We start from the raw sequence: 16,671 nt of genomic DNA on the forward strand, positions 1-16,671 counted from the left end.
GGAATTATGACTGAGAGTCACTCGGAACATCTGCCAGTCTTGTTAAACGAGACCATTGCCGCCCTGTCTGTGAAAGCCGACGGTAAGTATCTAGATGCCACCTTTGGTCGTGGTGGTCACAGCCGCGCTATTCTTGCTTTGTTATCTGATGACGGTCGCCTGTTAGGTCTCGATCGCGATCCACAAGCTGTTGCCACCGGTAAACAGCTTGCTCAACAAGACAATCGCTTTGCTATCGAGTATTGCGCATTCTCGGAAATGGCAACGGCTGCGCATGCCAGACTCTGGCAAAACAATATCGATGGTATTTTGATGGACATCGGCGTGTCATCTCCACAGTTAGATGATGCCGAGCGTGGTTTCAGCTTTTCGAAAGATGGGCCTTTGGATATGCGCATGAATCCAAATGCCGGTATCAGCGCCGCCGAATGGTTGGCAACCGCAGAGATGGATGATATTGCCCATGTCATAAAGACACTGGGTGAAGAACGCTATGGCAAACGTATTGCTCGAGCCATTGTGGAAACCCGTGACGAAAACCCGATCACCACAACCAAACAATTGGCTGATTTGGTGGATAAGGCTAGTCCTTCGCGTGAAAAACATAAACACCCAGCCACGCGTACTTTTCAGGCCATTCGTATATTTATTAATAATGAGCTGGAAGAACTGACACTTGCATTAGAACAAGCCTTAGATGTGCTGGCGGTAGGTGGACGGCTGGTGGTGATTAGTTTTCATTCTCTGGAAGATCGTATTGTAAAGCGTTTCTTCCGTGATGAAGCGCGGGGCGATGATTTTCCAGCCCATTTCCCCGTCACTGTTGAACAACTCAATCCGCGCCTGAAAATTATTGGTAAGGCGATCAAAGCCTCTGAAACTGAGTTGGCTGATAATCCCAGAGCACGAAGCGCTGTGCTGCGTGTGGCGGAGAAGCTGGCATGAATCTGAAAATGTTATTTGAACATATCAGAGTCGATACGCCGCTAATTGCCATGATCATGGTCGTGATTATCTCAGCGGTGGGTGTGATCTACAGCAAACATCTGAGTCGAAATGAGTTTATTCAGTTGCAACAACTGGAAAAGCAGCGTGATTTGCTTAATGAAGAATGGGGACGTTTGTTACTCGAACAGAGTACCTGGGGTAGCCCAAGCCGAGTTGAACAGCAAGCCAGCCGTCGTTTGCAAATGATTGTGCCGAAGGCGGATATGACGGTGGTGATTAAACCATGAGTCGTAGAGGCGATATGACTCAGCAAGTCGGGCTTTGGCGTCTGAATCTGGTTCGGTTGATGTTTATTTTGATCGTACTTGGTCTCGGCTGGCGTTTGGCCGATTTGCAGATCTTTAACCCGGATTTTTTACGTTATCAGGGTGATGCTCGTCATTTGCGTCAAGTACCGGTGGTGGCTCATCGAGGCATGATTTTGGATAGCCAAGGGGAACCTTTGGCTATCAGTACACCAGTGCATTCAGTCTGGTTAAACCCACAAGATGTTGCGTTGGATGAGCCGAAGCTGCCGAGTCTGGCCGTCATGTTGGGTCAAAACATTCGTGAAATTCAAGAAAGAATAGCCACTAACCAATCGCGTGAATTTGTTTATCTTAAACGACGTGTAACGCCAGAACTGGCAGACCAAGTTAAACAACTCAACATTCGTGGTGTTGCGTTACAACGTGAGTACAAGCGCTATTATCCGGCCGGTGAAGTGGCATCTCATATCGTTGGGTTTACTAACATAGATGATATCGGACAAGAAGGCCTTGAGCTTACCTACGATGCCGTGCTCACAGGCCGTTCAGGTCTTAAGCGTATGGTACGAGACAGCCGAGGCAATTACGTCGAAGGTGGCGAGTTGATTCGTCCTGCAAAAGCCGGCGAGAACATTCAGTTAAGCATGGATTTGCGTTTGCAATACCTGACTTATCAGGCACTGAAAAATGCAGTTACTGAACACAACGCCAAAGCTGGTACCGCTGTTGTGATTGATATTCATAGTGGTGAAGTGCTGGCGATGGCAAATCAACCCTCGTTTAACCCTAATAACCGCCATGGTTTACGTGCCAGCGACTTTAGAAATCGCGCCGTGACAGATTTATTTGAACCAGGCTCAACGGTGAAGCCTTTTACGGTTACCAGCGGCATCAAGTCTGGCAAATATGACTTGAATACCATTATCAATACGCATCCGGGTGTGTTCCGAGTCAGTGGTCATTCGATCCGTGATTATCGTGATTATGGTGAAATTGACTTAGCCACGCTGATTCAAAAATCGAGCAACATCGCGGCAAGCAAAATTGCCTTGGACTTAGACCCTGATGAACTATGGCATGACTTTGCCCGTTTTGGGCTTGGCGATGCCACCGGTGCTTATTTCCCTGGTGAGGCGATGGGGACAATGCCTGATTTATCTTCCTGGCGGAAACTGGACATTGCCACCATGGGATATGGATACGGTCTTTCTACTTCAGCCCTGCAACTTGCCAGGGCTTATAGCGTTTTAGGCAGTGGCGGCATATTAAAGCCTGTCACGTTTGTCAAAACTGATGAGACGCCAAAAGGGCGTCGTGTGTTTTCTGCTGACATCATGAGTCAAGTGATCACGATGATGGAAAAAGTGGTTGAGCCTGGCGGTACGGGAACACGTGCTTCAGTCGCAAATTATCGTGTTGCAGGGAAAAGTGGTACCGCAAAAAAAGCAATTAGTGGTGGTTATGCCGACGATCGCTATCAATCCGTATTTGCAGGTCTTATCCCGGCTAGCTCGCCCCGATTGGCGATGGTGGTCATGGTAGATGAACCCCGTGGTGAGGAGTACTACGGCGGGGCAGTCGCCGCACCGGTATTTGCAGAAGTGATGACTGGCGCGATGCGTTTGCTCAATATTGCACCGGATGCTTTACCGTCGACGCAGATGCAGGTGGCTCACAAATGATGACATCTATCGTAAAAATGCAATCGTTGACTTTGCTACTCCAAGATGTGGTGGCAGAGGGTGTTGAACTACAGGAATACATGCTGACTGATATTAGCATGGACAGCCGCCGGGTAACGGCTGGTGGCTTATTCCTAGCACTCGCGAAAGACGAAGCTGAGCGACAGAAGCATTTACATCAGGCCTTGGATAAAGGCGCATTTGCGGTATTGATCGACGCCGATAAACCGTTGACGCAAACGGAAACGGCCATGCTCAATGAAGCCGTCGTGTCAGCTTATCCAGTGAAAAACCTGTCTCAACAAGCAGGGTCGATTGCTGCACGGTTTTATCAGCAACCCTCACAGCATATGACGGTGATTGCCGTTACTGGTACCAATGGTAAGACATCAGTCAGTCAGTTCATTGCCCAAGTATTGGAAGCTGACGGTAAACCCTGTGGTGTTATCGGCACGATGGGGGCAGGTCGTTTGAGTGATTTGGAAATGACAGGTATGACCACACCAGACCCTGTTTCAATGCAACGGCTGTTAGCAGGCTTTGAGCTGGAAGGGTGCGAATATGTGGTGCTGGAGGCCTCATCTCATGCGCTGGAGCAAGGCCGCTTAAATAGTGTTGATATTAATGTGGCTGTGTTAACCAACTTGAGCCGTGATCACCTCGATTATCACCACACCATGGCGGATTACGCGAAAGCGAAACAGCGTTTGTTTGAAATGGGATCAGTCAGTCGTGCCGTGATTAATGCCTGTGACTCATTTGGGCGGACCTTGATGAATGCGCTACGAAGTGACATTCAGTTACTCACATATAGTTCGTCAGATCAGGCTGATGTGAGCGCATCAGCTATTCAATGCCATCGTGATGGTATGCAGTTTGATCTGGCGATACATGGGCAGCAGCAGAAGACCACTCTACCCGTATTAGGTCGATTTAATGTTGATAACGCCCTGGCTACCTTAGGGGTGCTGCTAAGCATCGGTTATCAGCCGAGCCAAGCAAGACAAGCGCTAAGTCAGTGTCGTGCTGTTGCTGGCCGTATGGAAGCCTACGGCGTCGATGGTCAGCCAATGCTTGTGATTGATTATGCGCATACACCCGACGCGCTCGAGCAAGCATTAAGAACGCTGCGTGGCCATCTTAATCAGCAAGGTAAATTATGGTGCGTATTTGGCTGTGGTGGCGATCGTGATAAAGGCAAACGGCCATTGATGGGCAAAATTGCCGAAATCGAAGCGGACGAAATCATTATTACTGATGATAATCCGCGTACAGAAGATCATCAGGCGATTGCTGAAGACATTTTGGCTGGTTGCCAACAGCCACACGCTATTCGGGTCGAACTCGACCGTAAAGTGGCGATTAGCTACGCCATATCACATGCGGCGCCAAACGATATCGTGTTGGTCGCAGGTAAGGGGCATGAAGCTTACCAGGAAATTGACCATATCAAATTCCCATTCAGCGACACCGTGATTATCAAAGAAATGCTGGGTGACTTGCAAAACAGCGTTCATAACGTTGCGGGAGGTCATTGATGGGCTTGAATTTAACACTGAATCAAGTGGCTGAGATCGTAGCTTGTGATGCTATTTATGCAGACATCAAAGTAAGCGGAGCGGTTGTTGATACCCGTAAAATTCAGGCTGGGGATCTCTTTATTGCCTTGAAAGGTGAGCATGTTGATGGTCATGACTATCTTGCTCAGGCACGTGAAGCTGGTGCCGCAGCAGCATTAGTCTCAGAAATTCAAGATGATGCATTGCCGCAACTAGTCGTGGCAGATGTAAGAAAAGCCTTTGCTCACATTGCTAGGGCTTGGCAACAGCAGTGCAAAGCGCGTGTTGTCGCGATTACGGGAAGTAACGGTAAAACCAGTGTGAAAGAGATGGTGACAACGATGCTTAAACAGGTCGGTTCGGTCACTGCCACCCAAGGTAACCTGAATAATGAATTAGGTGTGCCGCTGACCTTGTCATGTCTTAATCAAGATGATGATTTTGCTGTCATAGAAATGGGCACGAATCATCACGGTGAAATCGCAGAGTTAGTCAATATTGTCGTACCTGATATTGCAGTTATTAATAATATCGCTGCGGCACATTTGGCAGGTTTTGGTTCTTTAGAGGGTGTCGCTAAGGAAAAAGGTGCAATTTACGATGGCTTGGCAGCTAATGGAATCGCGGTAGTCAACGCGGATATGCCCTATCAAAGACTATGGCAACCATTGATTGGTGACAGAAAAACAATCAGTTTTTCGCTGGAATCCGAAGCTGATATCAAAGCCGATTACATTCAACTGGATCCGGCATCAAGTCATTTCTTAGTCAATATTGATGATGTCAGTCATCACTTTAATTTGCCATTGCCGGGTATGCATAACGTCAATAATGCACTGGCAGCGATTGCCGTAGCTGTGGCATTAGATATTCCGGTCGATGCGATGGTGAAAGGCCTGAGCCTGATGCGTTCTGTGCCTCACCGTTTACAGGTCAGACAGGGGGTCAATGACTCTCGCCTTATTGATGATACCTATAACGCTAACCCGGGCTCCTATTTACAGGCCTTGAATACATTGACGGCGTTTCAAGGTGAGCACTGGTTGGTACTGGGTGATTTTGGTGAGTTAGGTATCGATAACGACAACATTCATCAACAAATGGGACAGCAAGCACGCGAAGCCGGTGTCAGTCGTTTAATGACTGTTGGGAATAGCAGCAAGATTGCTGCACATAGCTTTGGTGATGATGCTGTTCATTACGAAGATCTCGGTGTTTTGCAGCATACATTACAACAAGAGTTGAGCAAGGACGTGACATGTTTAATCAAGGGATCACGTTTTATGCAACTAGATAAGCTGGCCGATCAGCTGGCACATGAAGGGGAAAGCTGATGCTGCTTTTGTTAAGTGACTATTTAAGCCAATTTCACAGTGGATTCAATGTATTCCAGTACCTTACATTACGCGCCATTTTAGGTGTTATTACGGCATTAGGTATTGCCTTGATCATCGGTCCCACCATGATTCGTCACTTGAGTTTCAAGCAGATTGGTCAAGTAGTGAGACAAGATGGACCTGAGTCACATTTTAGTAAAAGCGGCACACCCACAATGGGTGGTTCACTGATATTAGTTGCCATCGCAGTCAGTACATTGTTGTGGGCAGATTTGAGTAATCGTTATGTCTGGGTAGTGTTAATTGTGACCCTGGCATTTGGGGTGATTGGCTTTGTTGATGACTACATTAAGTTAGTTCGTCAGGATCCACGTGGTTTATTGAGTCGTTACAAATATTTCTGGCAATCATTGTTCGGTGCCGGCGCTGCTGTGTTCTTATATTTCACTGCTTCAGTGCCTGCTGAAACCCAGCTTATTGTGCCGTTTTTCAAAGAGATCGTTATCTCATTGGGTGCTTGGTATATGTTGCTGACCTATTTGGTTGTGGTCGGTAGTAGTAACGCTGTCAATCTAACGGATGGTCTTGATGGTTTGGCGATTATGCCAACGGTGATGGTAGCAGCTGCATTGGGCTTATTCAGTTATGTCGGTGGGCATTTTGAGTTTGCTAACTACTTGCAGATTCCGTTTATTCCTAATGCTGGCGAGTTAACCGTTTTCTGTGCAGCGATTGTCGGTGCCGGGCTGGGCTTTCTCTGGTTCAATACGTATCCAGCACAAGTCTTTATGGGCGATGTCGGTGCCTTAGCGTTGGGCGCTGCATTAGGTATTGTCGCCGTTTTGGTTAGGCAGGAATTGGTTTTATTAATCATGGGCGGTGTGTTCGTTATTGAAACACTGTCGGTGATGATTCAGGTCGGCTCATACAAGTTACGTGGTAAGCGCGTTTTTCTGATGGCACCGATTCACCATCATTATGAACTCAAAGGTTGGCCTGAACCCCGAATTATCGTGCGCTTTTGGATTATCACGGTATTTCTGGTTTTGGTTGGGTTGGCAACGTTGAAAATACGATGACACGAATCATGAATAGTCTCTCACATAAACATTGTCTGATCGTCGGCCTTGGTCAGACAGGAATATCGTGTGCACGATTCCTGTCTGAGCGTGCGTTGAGCGTAGCGATCATGGATACACGTGAGCAGCCACCAGCGTTATCAACGTTACAACAAGAATATCCCCAGGTCTTAGTGAAAACTGGCGGTTTGGAGCTCGACTGGCTTTTGCAAGCCGATATGGTGGTGCTTAGCCCGGGAGTCGACCCACGGCTACCGGAAATCAAAGCTGCCAAAGATGCAGGGATTGAGATAGTCGGGGATATTGAATTATTTTCCCGTTACGCTGAGGCTCCGATAGTTGCGATTACCGGCTCTAACGGCAAAAGTACGGTGACAACCTTGCTTGCGTTAATGGCACAGTTATCGGGTAAAACGGTTAAAGCTGGCGGTAACTTGGGCACCCCCGCATTAGATTTGTTGGAGGGAGAAACGCCTGATTTTTACATACTTGAACTGTCCAGTTTCCAATTAGAAACCGTCCGCTCTCTGAATGCCTTCGCTGCCGTAGTACTTAACGTCAGTCCCGATCACATGGATCGTTACGATTCAGTGAGTGACTACCAGCAAGCTAAACAGAAAATTTTCAATGGCGACGGCGTTATGGTTCTCAATACTGAGGATCCTTTTGTGCAGGAAATGCGCATTGAAGGCCGTAACCACATCGGTTTCGGTTTACATAAATCCGAAGGCGTTGACTTTGGTTTACTGCAATATGACGGGGCTGTCTGGCTGGCAGAGGGGGAATCCCCGTTATTAGCTATTGATGCGATGAAAATCGTCGGAAAACACAATCTTGCTAATGCTTTAGCTGCCTTGGCATTAGGATCGGCGATGGCATTACCGATGCCAGCTATGTTGTCTGCCTTACAAGCCTTTAACGGGCTGCCACACCGTTGCCGTTTAGTCAGAGTGTTGAATGAGGTGCGTTGGTTTAATGATTCGAAAGCAACCAATGTGGGCGCGTGTATCGCGGCAATAAATGGTCTTGCTGACGATGGTGCGATCGTTTTAATTGCCGGTGGAGTGGGTAAAGGCCAGGATTTCTCTGAGCTAACTGAAAGCTTGGAAAAAGCGGTGCGTGCTGTGGTGTTGTTAGGAGAAGATGCCGATAAAATCGCCACTGCTATTCCGCCCCAGGTCGAACAAATTCATGCGACTGATATGCAAGATGCGGTACTCAAAGCGCAGTCGCTGGCGCAGCCCGGTGATAATGTTTTGTTATCACCAGCGTGTGCCAGTTTCGATATGTTCACTGGCTATGCAGAACGTGGTGATAAGTTCGAACAACTTGTCAGGGGGTTGGCTGCATGAGCGAATCCAACCTGCAATTTGATCGCAGCCTTCTGTTTGCAGCAGGCGCCTTACTATTCATCGGCTTGATTATGGTCTGTTCAGCGTCCATCACCATTGCTGACAGTAAGACTGGCCAGCCGTTGTTTTATTTTGCACGGCAATTGGTGTTTGCAATAGTCGGCTTGTGCTTCGCTTGGGCTGTCATGTCAGTCAGGTTAGCGGTTTGGCAGCGTATTGCGCCACAACTATTGATGGCCGGTGTGGTGTTATTGGTCTTGGTACTGGTCCCGGGCATTGGTCGCGAAGTGAACGGTAGTAAACGCTGGTTGCCGTTAGGCCCGGTGAATTTACAAGTAGCTGAAGTGATTAAACTGTTTGCCATTCTTTATATTGCTGATTACTTACAGCGACATCATGGTCAGTTACATCGCTCATTTATGAAAGTGCTCGCGCCTTTGATGTTGCTAGGTGTTGCTGCTTTATTGCTGCTGTTACAACCGGACATGGGCTCAATCGTCGTCATTATGTCAACGGTGTTGGCAATGCTGTTTTTAGGCGGAGCACGTTTAGATGTATTTGCTGCATTGATTGCAGTAATGGGCGGTTTATTTACCTTGCTGGTGTGGGTTGCACCGTATCGGTTAGAGCGCTTACAGAGCTTTATGGATCCGTGGGCTGATCCTTTCGGCAGTGGTTTTCAGTTAACACAGGCATTAATTGCCTTTGGTCGTGGTGATTGGTTGGGCGTTGGTTTAGGCAGCAGTATGCAGAAGTTGTTTTATTTACCAGAAGCCCACACCGACTTTCTGTATTCCATTTTGGCTGAAGAATTAGGATTAATCGGCGCTGTGGCGGTAATTGCCTTGTTCTTCGTTTTCATCTGGCGAGCGTTAGCCATTGGCCGTGCTGCAGAAATGTCAGGCCAAGTATTTGGTGCACAAATCGCCTACGGTATTGGTATTTGGTTGGGACTACAGGCTTGCGTGAATATTGGTGTCAATATGGGCGCGCTACCGACTAAAGGACTGACCTTGCCATTAATGAGCTATGGCGGCAGTAGTTTAGTGATTGTTTGCGTAGCAATTGCCTTGTTATTTCGGGTGGATATGGAAACCCGTATGCCAGAAAAAGCATCAGCGAGGATAAGACGATGACTCGTGTGATGATTATGGCAGGGGGAACTGGTGGACACGTGTTCCCGGCATTAGCGGTTGCAGATGAATTGAAGCAACGTGATGTCGCTATTTCTTGGATGGGCACAGCCAAAGGTATTGAAGCGCGACTGGTGCCTGAAGCGGGTTATGTGCTCTCTGAAATCAAGGTACAAGGGCTACGTGGTAACGGCACTTTAGGTTGGTTGCTGGCACCGTTCAAGGTTTTAGCTGCAGTTTGGCAAGCCATAACCGTGTTGCGTCAGACCAAACCCGATGTGGTGATGGGCTTGGGCGGTTTTGCCTCAGGACCTGGTGGCGTGGCGGCATGGTTGCTACGTAAACCTTTAGTGATTCATGAACAAAATGCGATTCCTGGCTTAACCAACACGCTGTTGGCGAAATTAGCCAATAGGATACTGACCGGTTTCCCTAATAGCTTTGCTGACAAGATCGGCGCGGAGTGGGTGGGTAATCCGGTGCGTAAACAGATTGAAGATTTACCGATGCCTCATCTGCGCCAATCTCAAGAACACGGTGCAATGAAACTACTGGTATTGGGCGGTAGCTTGGGTGCGCAGTCATTGAACGAACAGATTCCTGCGGCATTGGCGTTGCTATCAACCTCGCAACGTCCTGATGTCAGACACCAATGTGGCAGTCGTCATATTGAAAGTTGCCGGAACAGTTATAAAGCAGCGGGTGTGGCAGCTGACGTGACAGATTTTATTGCTGATATGGCTGACGCTTATGCATGGGCAGATTTAGTGATTTGCCGAGCAGGTGCTTTAACCGTAGCTGAGCTGTCAGCAGCCGGTGTGGCATCCATTCTTGTGCCATACCCGCATGCCGTTGATGATCATCAAACACACAATGCAAGTTTATTAGTAGAGGCACATGCGGCTGAATTAATTGCAGATAAGGATCTGGATGCGACGTTACTAGCTAGCAAGATCAGTCATTTCGAACAGGATAGAGACACATTATTGAATATGGCAAATGCAGCACGACAAGTTGCCAAAATTGGTACCGCCACACAAATCGCTGATATCTGCATGGAGCTTAGCCATGGATAGATTAACCTCAGCTATGCAAAGTCGGGTAAAACACATCCACTTCATCGGTATCGGTGGTGTTGGAATGGGCGGTATTGCAGAGGTGTTGCTGAACCTCGGTTATCAGGTTTCTGGTAGTGATTTGGCAGAAAATAGTTTGATTCGCCACCTCCGTAAGCTTGGCGCCACAATTATGATTGGGCATGATCCTGCCTATCTGGAAGGTGCTGATGTCGTTGTCGTCACCACAGCCGTCAGTGAAGACAATGTCGAATTACTTGCTGCACGAGAGCAACGTATTCCCGTTGTTCCGAGAGCAGAAATGCTGGCCGAACTGATGCGCTTTAGTTATGGCATTGCGGTTGCCGGCACCCATGGTAAAACCACAACGACCAGTCTTATTGCCGCTCTGCTCAGTGAAGGTGAACTGGATCCGACCTTTGTGATCGGTGGCCGCTTAAACAGTGCTGGCAGTAATGCACGTTTAGGCACAGGACGTTACCTGGTGGCGGAGGCTGATGAAAGCGATGCGTCATTCCTTTACTTGCAGCCGATGATCGCCGTTGTCACCAATATTGATGAAGATCATATGGCGACCTATGAAGGTGATTTTGGCAAGTTAAAAGCGACGTTTATTGAGTTTCTCCACCATCTGCCATTTTATGGGCTCGCTGTGATGTGCCTCGATGACCCTGTGGTAAAAGAACTATTAGCTGAGGTTACGCGGCCTTTTATTACCTATGGCCAGGATGAAGACGCTGATTATCAGTTGGTTGATTTAACTCAGCATCAGGGACAAAGCTTTTTTACTGTTGTTGAGAAACATAGTGGTGAACGTTACCCCATCACATTGAATATGCCGGGTTTGCATAATGCGTTAAATGCCACTGCCGCGATGGCGGTAGCACGAAACTTGGCTGTAAACATTGCCGCGTGTCAGCAAGCGTTACTTAAGTTTGACGGGATTGGTCGTCGTTTCAACTTGTTGGGGCAGGTAGATGCTGAGGGTGGCAAAGCGACATTGATCGATGATTACGGTCATCACCCTACAGAAATTGCAGCCACATTAGCGGCAACGCGTGGTGGCTGGCCAGACAATCGTGTTGTGGTGGTGTTCCAGCCGCATCGATACAGCCGAACTCGAGATTTGTTCGAAGATTTTGCTCATGTGTTATCTGCGGTTGATGTACTGGTCATGCTGGAAGTGTATCCCGCAGGTGAAAGTAAAATTGCCGGTGCTGATGCACGTAGCTTATGCCGTGCAATCCGTTTACGCGGGCAGGTTGAGCCGGTATTTGCCGAAAACCAGGAAGAATTATTTGCCTTGTTACCCGGCTTGTTGAAAGACGGTGATGTGTTGCTAACGCTGGGCGCTGGCGATATCGGACGCATGGCGCAGGCATTGCCAGAAGTCTTAAGTGGAGGTGCTGAATGATGGCGTTACATCAGAACCTCAAAGGCGAACTGAAACTAAACGAGCCATTGGCTAAATATACCTCTTGGCGCGTGGGTGGCAATGCACAACGTTTCTATAAGCCAACAGATATTGATGATTTAGCGACATTCCTCAAGCAGTTACCGCAATCGGAACCACTTCTGTGGCTAGGTTTGGGCAGTAATGTATTGATAAGAGATGGTGGCTTTAAAGGTACCGTCATTGTTACGGCAGGCGCTTTGCAAGACATCCATGTCGATGGCAACACCGTTCACGCAGAAGTGGGCGTGTATTGCAGCAAGCTCGCTAAGCAAGCTGCGAAAGCCGGCCTGAAAGGTGGGGCTTTCCTAGCAGGGATACCCGGCACCCTAGGCGGTGCGTTAGCGATGAATGCTGGGGCACATGGTGCTGAAACCTGGGATTTTGTCAGTGATGTCACGACCATCGATATGCAAGGCAACTTACATCAACGTCAGGCGAGCGAGTTTGAGGTTAGCTACCGTCATGTAGCGAAATCCAAGGATGAATATTTTGTCGCGGCGACCATGCAGTTTGCACAAGGAGATGCCGAAGCTGAATCAGATTTGATTCGAGATTTGTTACGCAAACGTAATGCCAGTCAACCGACTAATCAGCCCTGCGCGGGTTCGGTATTTCGTAATCCAGAAGGTGACTTTGCGGGTCGTTTAATCGAAACCAGTGGTTTGAAGGGGCTGCGTGTTGGCGGTGCCAGTGTGTCAACGAAACATGCCAATTTTATCGTGAATGACGATGCTGCAACGGCGGCAGATATTGAAAATCTGATTTTGTTAGTGCAACAAAAAATTGAACAAATGCAAGGTGTTAAGTTGACGCCGGAAGTGCATGTTATTGGGGAGTCTGCCTGATGACACAGCGCATTGAATCAGCAAGCGAGTTTGGCCGTGTTGCCGTGTTGATGGGCGGACGTAGTGCCGAGCGTGAGATTTCATTGATCAGTGGCAAGGCTGTGCTTGCAGGTCTGCAACGTACAGGTATCGACGCCTACGGTATCGATGTCAGTTTTGATATTTGTCATCAATTAGCCAGCGGTCAATTTGATCGTGCCTTTGTGGTCTTGCATGGACGCGGTGGTGAAGATGGTGAGATTCAAGGCTTTCTGCAAGCGATCAATATGCCTCATACCGGCAGTGGTGTGACAGCGTCTGTATTGTCGATGAATAAACGCATTAGCAAACAGAACTGGCAGCAACAAGGTTTGCCTACCGCAAGGTACGAGCAAGTGAGTCAGGCAACCGACACCGAACAACTGATTCAGCAACTGGGCTTACCGTTGATCATTAAACCGGTTAACGAAGGCTCCAGCATCGGAATGAGCAAAGTCAATGATGCTGAAACTCTGCAAGCTGCGATTGCTTTGGCATTGAAATATGACGACGACGTGATCGCGGAACAGTGGATACAAGGGGAAGAATATACCGTTGCAATTCTGGATGGTCAGGCCTTACCTGGGATCAGACTGAAAACACCGCGTGAGTTTTATGACTTTGAAGCGAAATACCAATCAAACTCTACCGAGTACCTCTGCCCTTGCGGTTTAGATCTGGAGAGTGAAGAGCAAATGCAGCAACTGGCGATACAGGCTTTTGAAGGTCTGGGTATGACTGGCTGGGGGCGAATTGATTTCATGCGTGATGGGACGGGGCAGTTCTATTTATTAGAAGCCAATAGTGTTCCGGGAATGACCGATCATAGTCTTGTCCCAATGGCTGCAAAACAGGCCGGGCTAGATTTTGATGCTTTAGTTTGGCGAATTCTGGAAACCAGTATCAAGGAGGATAGCTGATGGCCAGACGTAAAGTGGGTGCAACCATACAAGCACCAAAAACAGAACAGCCAAAAGATTGGAAACAATCAATCAAGCAGGCGATGACCTTGCTGATCGTCGTTGTCATATTTGGCGGAGGTGTCTACCTGCATCAAGCCGACACCTTGCCGGTTAAACATGTGACGGTAGAGGGCGAGTTACGTCATACCGATAAAGACGGCTTGGTCGCAGCGGTATCGCCACTGGTAAGAGGTAGCTTTGTCGATGTCGATGTGGCCGGTATCAGACAAGCCGGTGAAGCCTTGCCATGGGTAAAACAAATTCAAGTACGACGGGTCTGGCCGGACACCTTGCACTTAGTGGTAGAAGAGCATAAAGCCATTGCAAGGTGGAATGAAAATGGTCTCGTGAATACATCGGGTGCAGTGTTTTTTCCAGCTCAAGCAACGTTGCCAAAAGGGCTGGTGCAGTTGAATGGCCCAAGCGGAACGAGCGAGTTGATGGCAAGAAGATTAGTAGATATCCAACGTCAAGTAGATAGCTTAGATCTGAGAGTAACGGCAATCAGTATGGATAAGCGTCGCGCCTGGCAAGTTGATTTTAAAAATGGACTGCATTTGAAGCTGGGACGTGCTGATGGCGACTTACGTTTGAATCGTTTCATCACCGTCTATGGCAGCAGTCTCGATACCTATAGTGAACAAATTAAAGAAGTGGATATGCGTTATACCAACGGGCTGGCCGTAGTTTGGCAAGACGGTCAGCAACCTGATTTTAATGGGACAGTGTAATGTCAAAACGAAGTGAGAGAGAACTAATTGTCGGGCTGGATATTGGTACATCCAAAGTGGTGGCGATTGTGGCTGCACCGATCCCTAATGCCGGACCCAATGATAATGCTTTGGAAATTATCGGCATTGGTTCACACCCAGCCAGAGGCATGAAAAAAGGTGTGGTAGTTAATATCGAATCGACTGTCCAGTCCATCCAACGTGCGATAGAAGAAGCAGAGTTAATGGCTGGATGCCAGATTCATTCAGTGTATGCCGGTATCGCAGGCAGTCATATTCGCAGCTTAAACTCACACGGCACGGTGGCTATTCGTGACAAAGAGGTGATGCAAGGTGACTTGGATCGTGTGTTGGATGCAGCGAGAGCAGTGCATTTCCCCGGCGATCAACAATTGCTGCATGTATTGCCACAAGAATTCATCATCGATAACCAAGAAGGTATCCGTGAACCAATTGGTATGTCGGGTGTGCGTCTGGAAGCTAAAGTTCATTTGATTACCGGAGCTGTCAGTGCCGCGCAAAACATTACTAAATGTATTGAACGCTGTGGCTTAGTGGTTGATGGCATCATTCTTGAACAAATGGCATCGAGCTACTCGGTGTTAGATCAGGATGAAAAAGAACTCGGTGTCTGCATCATTGATATCGGCGGCGGTACCACTGATATTGCCGTGTTTGTCGATGGCGCAATTCGTCACACCGCCGTGATTCCGATTGCCGGCGATCAGGTGACAAACGATATTGCTGTAGCACTAAGAACACCGACTCAATATGCGGAAGAAATCAAAATCAAATATGCCTGTGCACTGACTCAACTGGCTCGCGAAGATGAAACTATCGAAGTGCCCAGTGTTGGTGACAGGCCTCCACGACAGCTGGCAAGACAGACGCTAGCTGAAGTCGTGGAACCTCGTTATGAAGAGCTGTTGATGTTAGTTCAGGCTGAACTGCGTCGCAGTGGATTTGAGGAAATGCTGGCTGCTGGCATCGTGCTGACAGGCGGTAGTTCCAAAATGGAAGGCGTTATTGAACTTGCAGAAGAGGTCTTCCATCTGCCTGTGCGTTTAGGAGTACCACAACATGTCGGGGGACTGGTTGATGTGGTGCGTAACCCTATTCATGCGACAGGTGTCGGGTTGCTGTTATTTGGCAACGAGGAACATGCTCCAGGGCATGGTGAACTGAAAGTAAGTGAAGGGTTTAAAGGCATGCTGTCAAGAATGAAAAGCTGGTTCCAGGGGAATTTTTAAGCCGAGTAATTTGGTGTGCTGATTTGAACAATTTAATTGGGGGAGAAAACCATGACATTTGAATTAATTGATACATATACAGAAAACGCGGTCATCAAAGTGATCGGTGTCGGCGGTGGCGGCGGTAATGCTCTTGAGCATATGGTCGTTAACCAAATTGAAGGTGTTGACTTTATTAGTGCCAACACCGATGCGCAGGCATTACGTAAAAGCTCTGCGACAACACAACTACAACTGGGTACAGACATTACGAAAGGTCTGGGTGCCGGTGCCAATCCGGATGTAGGTCGTCAAGCAGCCTTAGAAGATCGTGAACGCATAATGGAAGTGATTAACGGTGCTGACATGGTATTCATCACTGCGGGGATGGGTGGCGGTACAGGAACCGGCGCAGCACCTGTTGTCGCTCAGGTTGCTAAAGAAATGGGCATTTTGACCGTCGCTGTTGTCACCAAGCCTTTCCCGTTTGAAGGTGGAAAACGTTTGAAAGTGGCTAAAGCCGGTATCGAAGAGTTAGGTCAGCATGTGGATTCATTGATTACCATTCCTAACGAAAAGCTGCTGAAAGTGCTGGGTAAAGACATGACCTTGCTGAATGCCTTCAAAGCGGCCAACGATGTGTTACTGGGTGCGGTACAAGGTATTGCAGAACTGATTACCCGTGAAGGTATGATTAACGTCGACTTTGCTGACGTACGTACTGTGATGTCAGAAATGGGCATGGCAATGATGGGTACGGGGCATGCGAAAGGTGAAAATCGTGCACGAGAAGCAGCGAAACTAGCTGTGTCTAGCCCGCTACTTGAAGATGTCGATTTGGCTGGCGCACGTGGCGTATTGGTCAATATCACAGCAGGTCTGGATATGAGTATTGGCGAATTTGAAGAAGTCGGTAATACCATTAAAGAGTTTGCATCAGATGATGCCACAGTCGT

Annotated in this window: 15 protein-coding genes; all 15 read left to right on the forward strand. The window is 48.1% G+C overall.

Annotated elements, in window-relative coordinates; genetic code table 11:
* Positions 1 to 6: 6 nt before the first annotated feature.
* Positions 7 to 945: a 16S rRNA (cytosine(1402)-N(4))-methyltransferase RsmH gene (gene rsmH / locus MDMS009_RS08770; RefSeq protein ID WP_008291175.1), complete on the forward strand. Its 939-nt coding sequence runs from the start codon at positions 7 to 9 to the stop codon at positions 943 to 945.
* Positions 942 to 1,235: a cell division protein FtsL gene (gene ftsL / locus MDMS009_RS08775; protein ID WP_008291176.1), complete on the forward strand. Its 294-nt coding sequence runs from the start codon at positions 942 to 944 to the stop codon at positions 1,233 to 1,235. Before rsmH ends, ftsL begins: the two co-directional genes overlap by 4 nt.
* The gene (locus MDMS009_RS08780; RefSeq protein ID WP_008291174.1) at positions 1,232 to 2,938 is read left to right on the forward strand and encodes a peptidoglycan D,D-transpeptidase FtsI family protein; all 1,707 of its coding nucleotides are present in this window, start codon (positions 1,232 to 1,234) and stop codon (positions 2,936 to 2,938) included. Before ftsL ends, MDMS009_RS08780 begins: the two co-directional genes overlap by 4 nt.
* Positions 2,935 to 4,476, forward strand: coding sequence for a UDP-N-acetylmuramoyl-L-alanyl-D-glutamate--2,6-diaminopimelate ligase (locus MDMS009_RS08785; protein ID WP_008291192.1), 1,542 nt, complete (start codon positions 2,935 to 2,937; stop codon positions 4,474 to 4,476). Before MDMS009_RS08780 ends, MDMS009_RS08785 begins: the two co-directional genes overlap by 4 nt.
* Entirely contained in the window at positions 4,476 to 5,831 is a 1,356-nt protein-coding gene (locus MDMS009_RS08790) for a UDP-N-acetylmuramoyl-tripeptide--D-alanyl-D-alanine ligase (RefSeq protein WP_008291179.1), read from the forward strand. Before MDMS009_RS08785 ends, MDMS009_RS08790 begins: the two co-directional genes overlap by 1 nt.
* A complete protein-coding gene (mraY, locus tag MDMS009_RS08795; RefSeq protein WP_036314463.1) occupies positions 5,831 to 6,913 on the forward strand; it encodes a phospho-N-acetylmuramoyl-pentapeptide-transferase in 1,083 nt (360 codons plus the stop codon). The genes MDMS009_RS08790 and mraY overlap by 1 nt, the downstream gene beginning before the upstream one ends.
* A gap of 8 nt (positions 6,914 to 6,921) precedes the next feature.
* Positions 6,922 to 8,265, forward strand: a complete 1,344-nt coding sequence (gene murD / locus MDMS009_RS08800; RefSeq protein ID WP_237700502.1) for a UDP-N-acetylmuramoyl-L-alanine--D-glutamate ligase — start codon at positions 6,922 to 6,924, stop codon at positions 8,263 to 8,265.
* Entirely contained in the window at positions 8,262 to 9,401 is a 1,140-nt protein-coding gene (gene ftsW / locus MDMS009_RS08805) for a putative lipid II flippase FtsW (protein ID WP_008291181.1), read from the forward strand. Before murD ends, ftsW begins: the two co-directional genes overlap by 4 nt.
* Positions 9,398 to 10,474, forward strand: coding sequence for an undecaprenyldiphospho-muramoylpentapeptide beta-N-acetylglucosaminyltransferase (gene murG / locus MDMS009_RS08810; protein ID WP_008291180.1), 1,077 nt, complete (start codon positions 9,398 to 9,400; stop codon positions 10,472 to 10,474). Before ftsW ends, murG begins: the two co-directional genes overlap by 4 nt.
* Positions 10,467 to 11,888, forward strand: coding sequence for a UDP-N-acetylmuramate--L-alanine ligase (murC, locus tag MDMS009_RS08815; protein WP_008291187.1), 1,422 nt, complete (start codon positions 10,467 to 10,469; stop codon positions 11,886 to 11,888). The genes murG and murC overlap by 8 nt, the downstream gene beginning before the upstream one ends.
* Positions 11,885 to 12,775: a UDP-N-acetylmuramate dehydrogenase gene (gene murB, locus MDMS009_RS08820; protein WP_008291189.1), complete on the forward strand. Its 891-nt coding sequence runs from the start codon at positions 11,885 to 11,887 to the stop codon at positions 12,773 to 12,775. Before murC ends, murB begins: the two co-directional genes overlap by 4 nt.
* Positions 12,775 to 13,713: a D-alanine--D-alanine ligase gene (locus MDMS009_RS08825; RefSeq protein WP_008291196.1), complete on the forward strand. Its 939-nt coding sequence runs from the start codon at positions 12,775 to 12,777 to the stop codon at positions 13,711 to 13,713. The genes murB and MDMS009_RS08825 overlap by 1 nt, the downstream gene beginning before the upstream one ends.
* Positions 13,713 to 14,486: a cell division protein FtsQ/DivIB gene (locus MDMS009_RS08830; RefSeq protein WP_008291194.1), complete on the forward strand. Its 774-nt coding sequence runs from the start codon at positions 13,713 to 13,715 to the stop codon at positions 14,484 to 14,486. The genes MDMS009_RS08825 and MDMS009_RS08830 overlap by 1 nt, the downstream gene beginning before the upstream one ends.
* Positions 14,486 to 15,736 carry a cell division protein FtsA gene (gene ftsA, locus MDMS009_RS08835; protein WP_008291197.1) on the forward strand — a complete coding sequence of 417 codons (1,251 nt, stop codon included), beginning with the start codon at positions 14,486 to 14,488 and terminating at the stop codon, positions 15,734 to 15,736. Before MDMS009_RS08830 ends, ftsA begins: the two co-directional genes overlap by 1 nt.
* 51 nt (positions 15,737 to 15,787) lie before the next feature.
* Positions 15,788 to 16,671 (forward strand): cell division protein FtsZ (gene ftsZ / locus MDMS009_RS08840; RefSeq protein ID WP_008291205.1); only part of this gene is annotated, 884 nt, incomplete at its 3' end.

The organism is Methylophaga thiooxydans DMS010, from assembly GCF_000156355.1.
Taxonomy (GTDB): Bacteria; Pseudomonadota; Gammaproteobacteria; order Nitrosococcales; family Methylophagaceae; genus Methylophaga; species Methylophaga thiooxydans.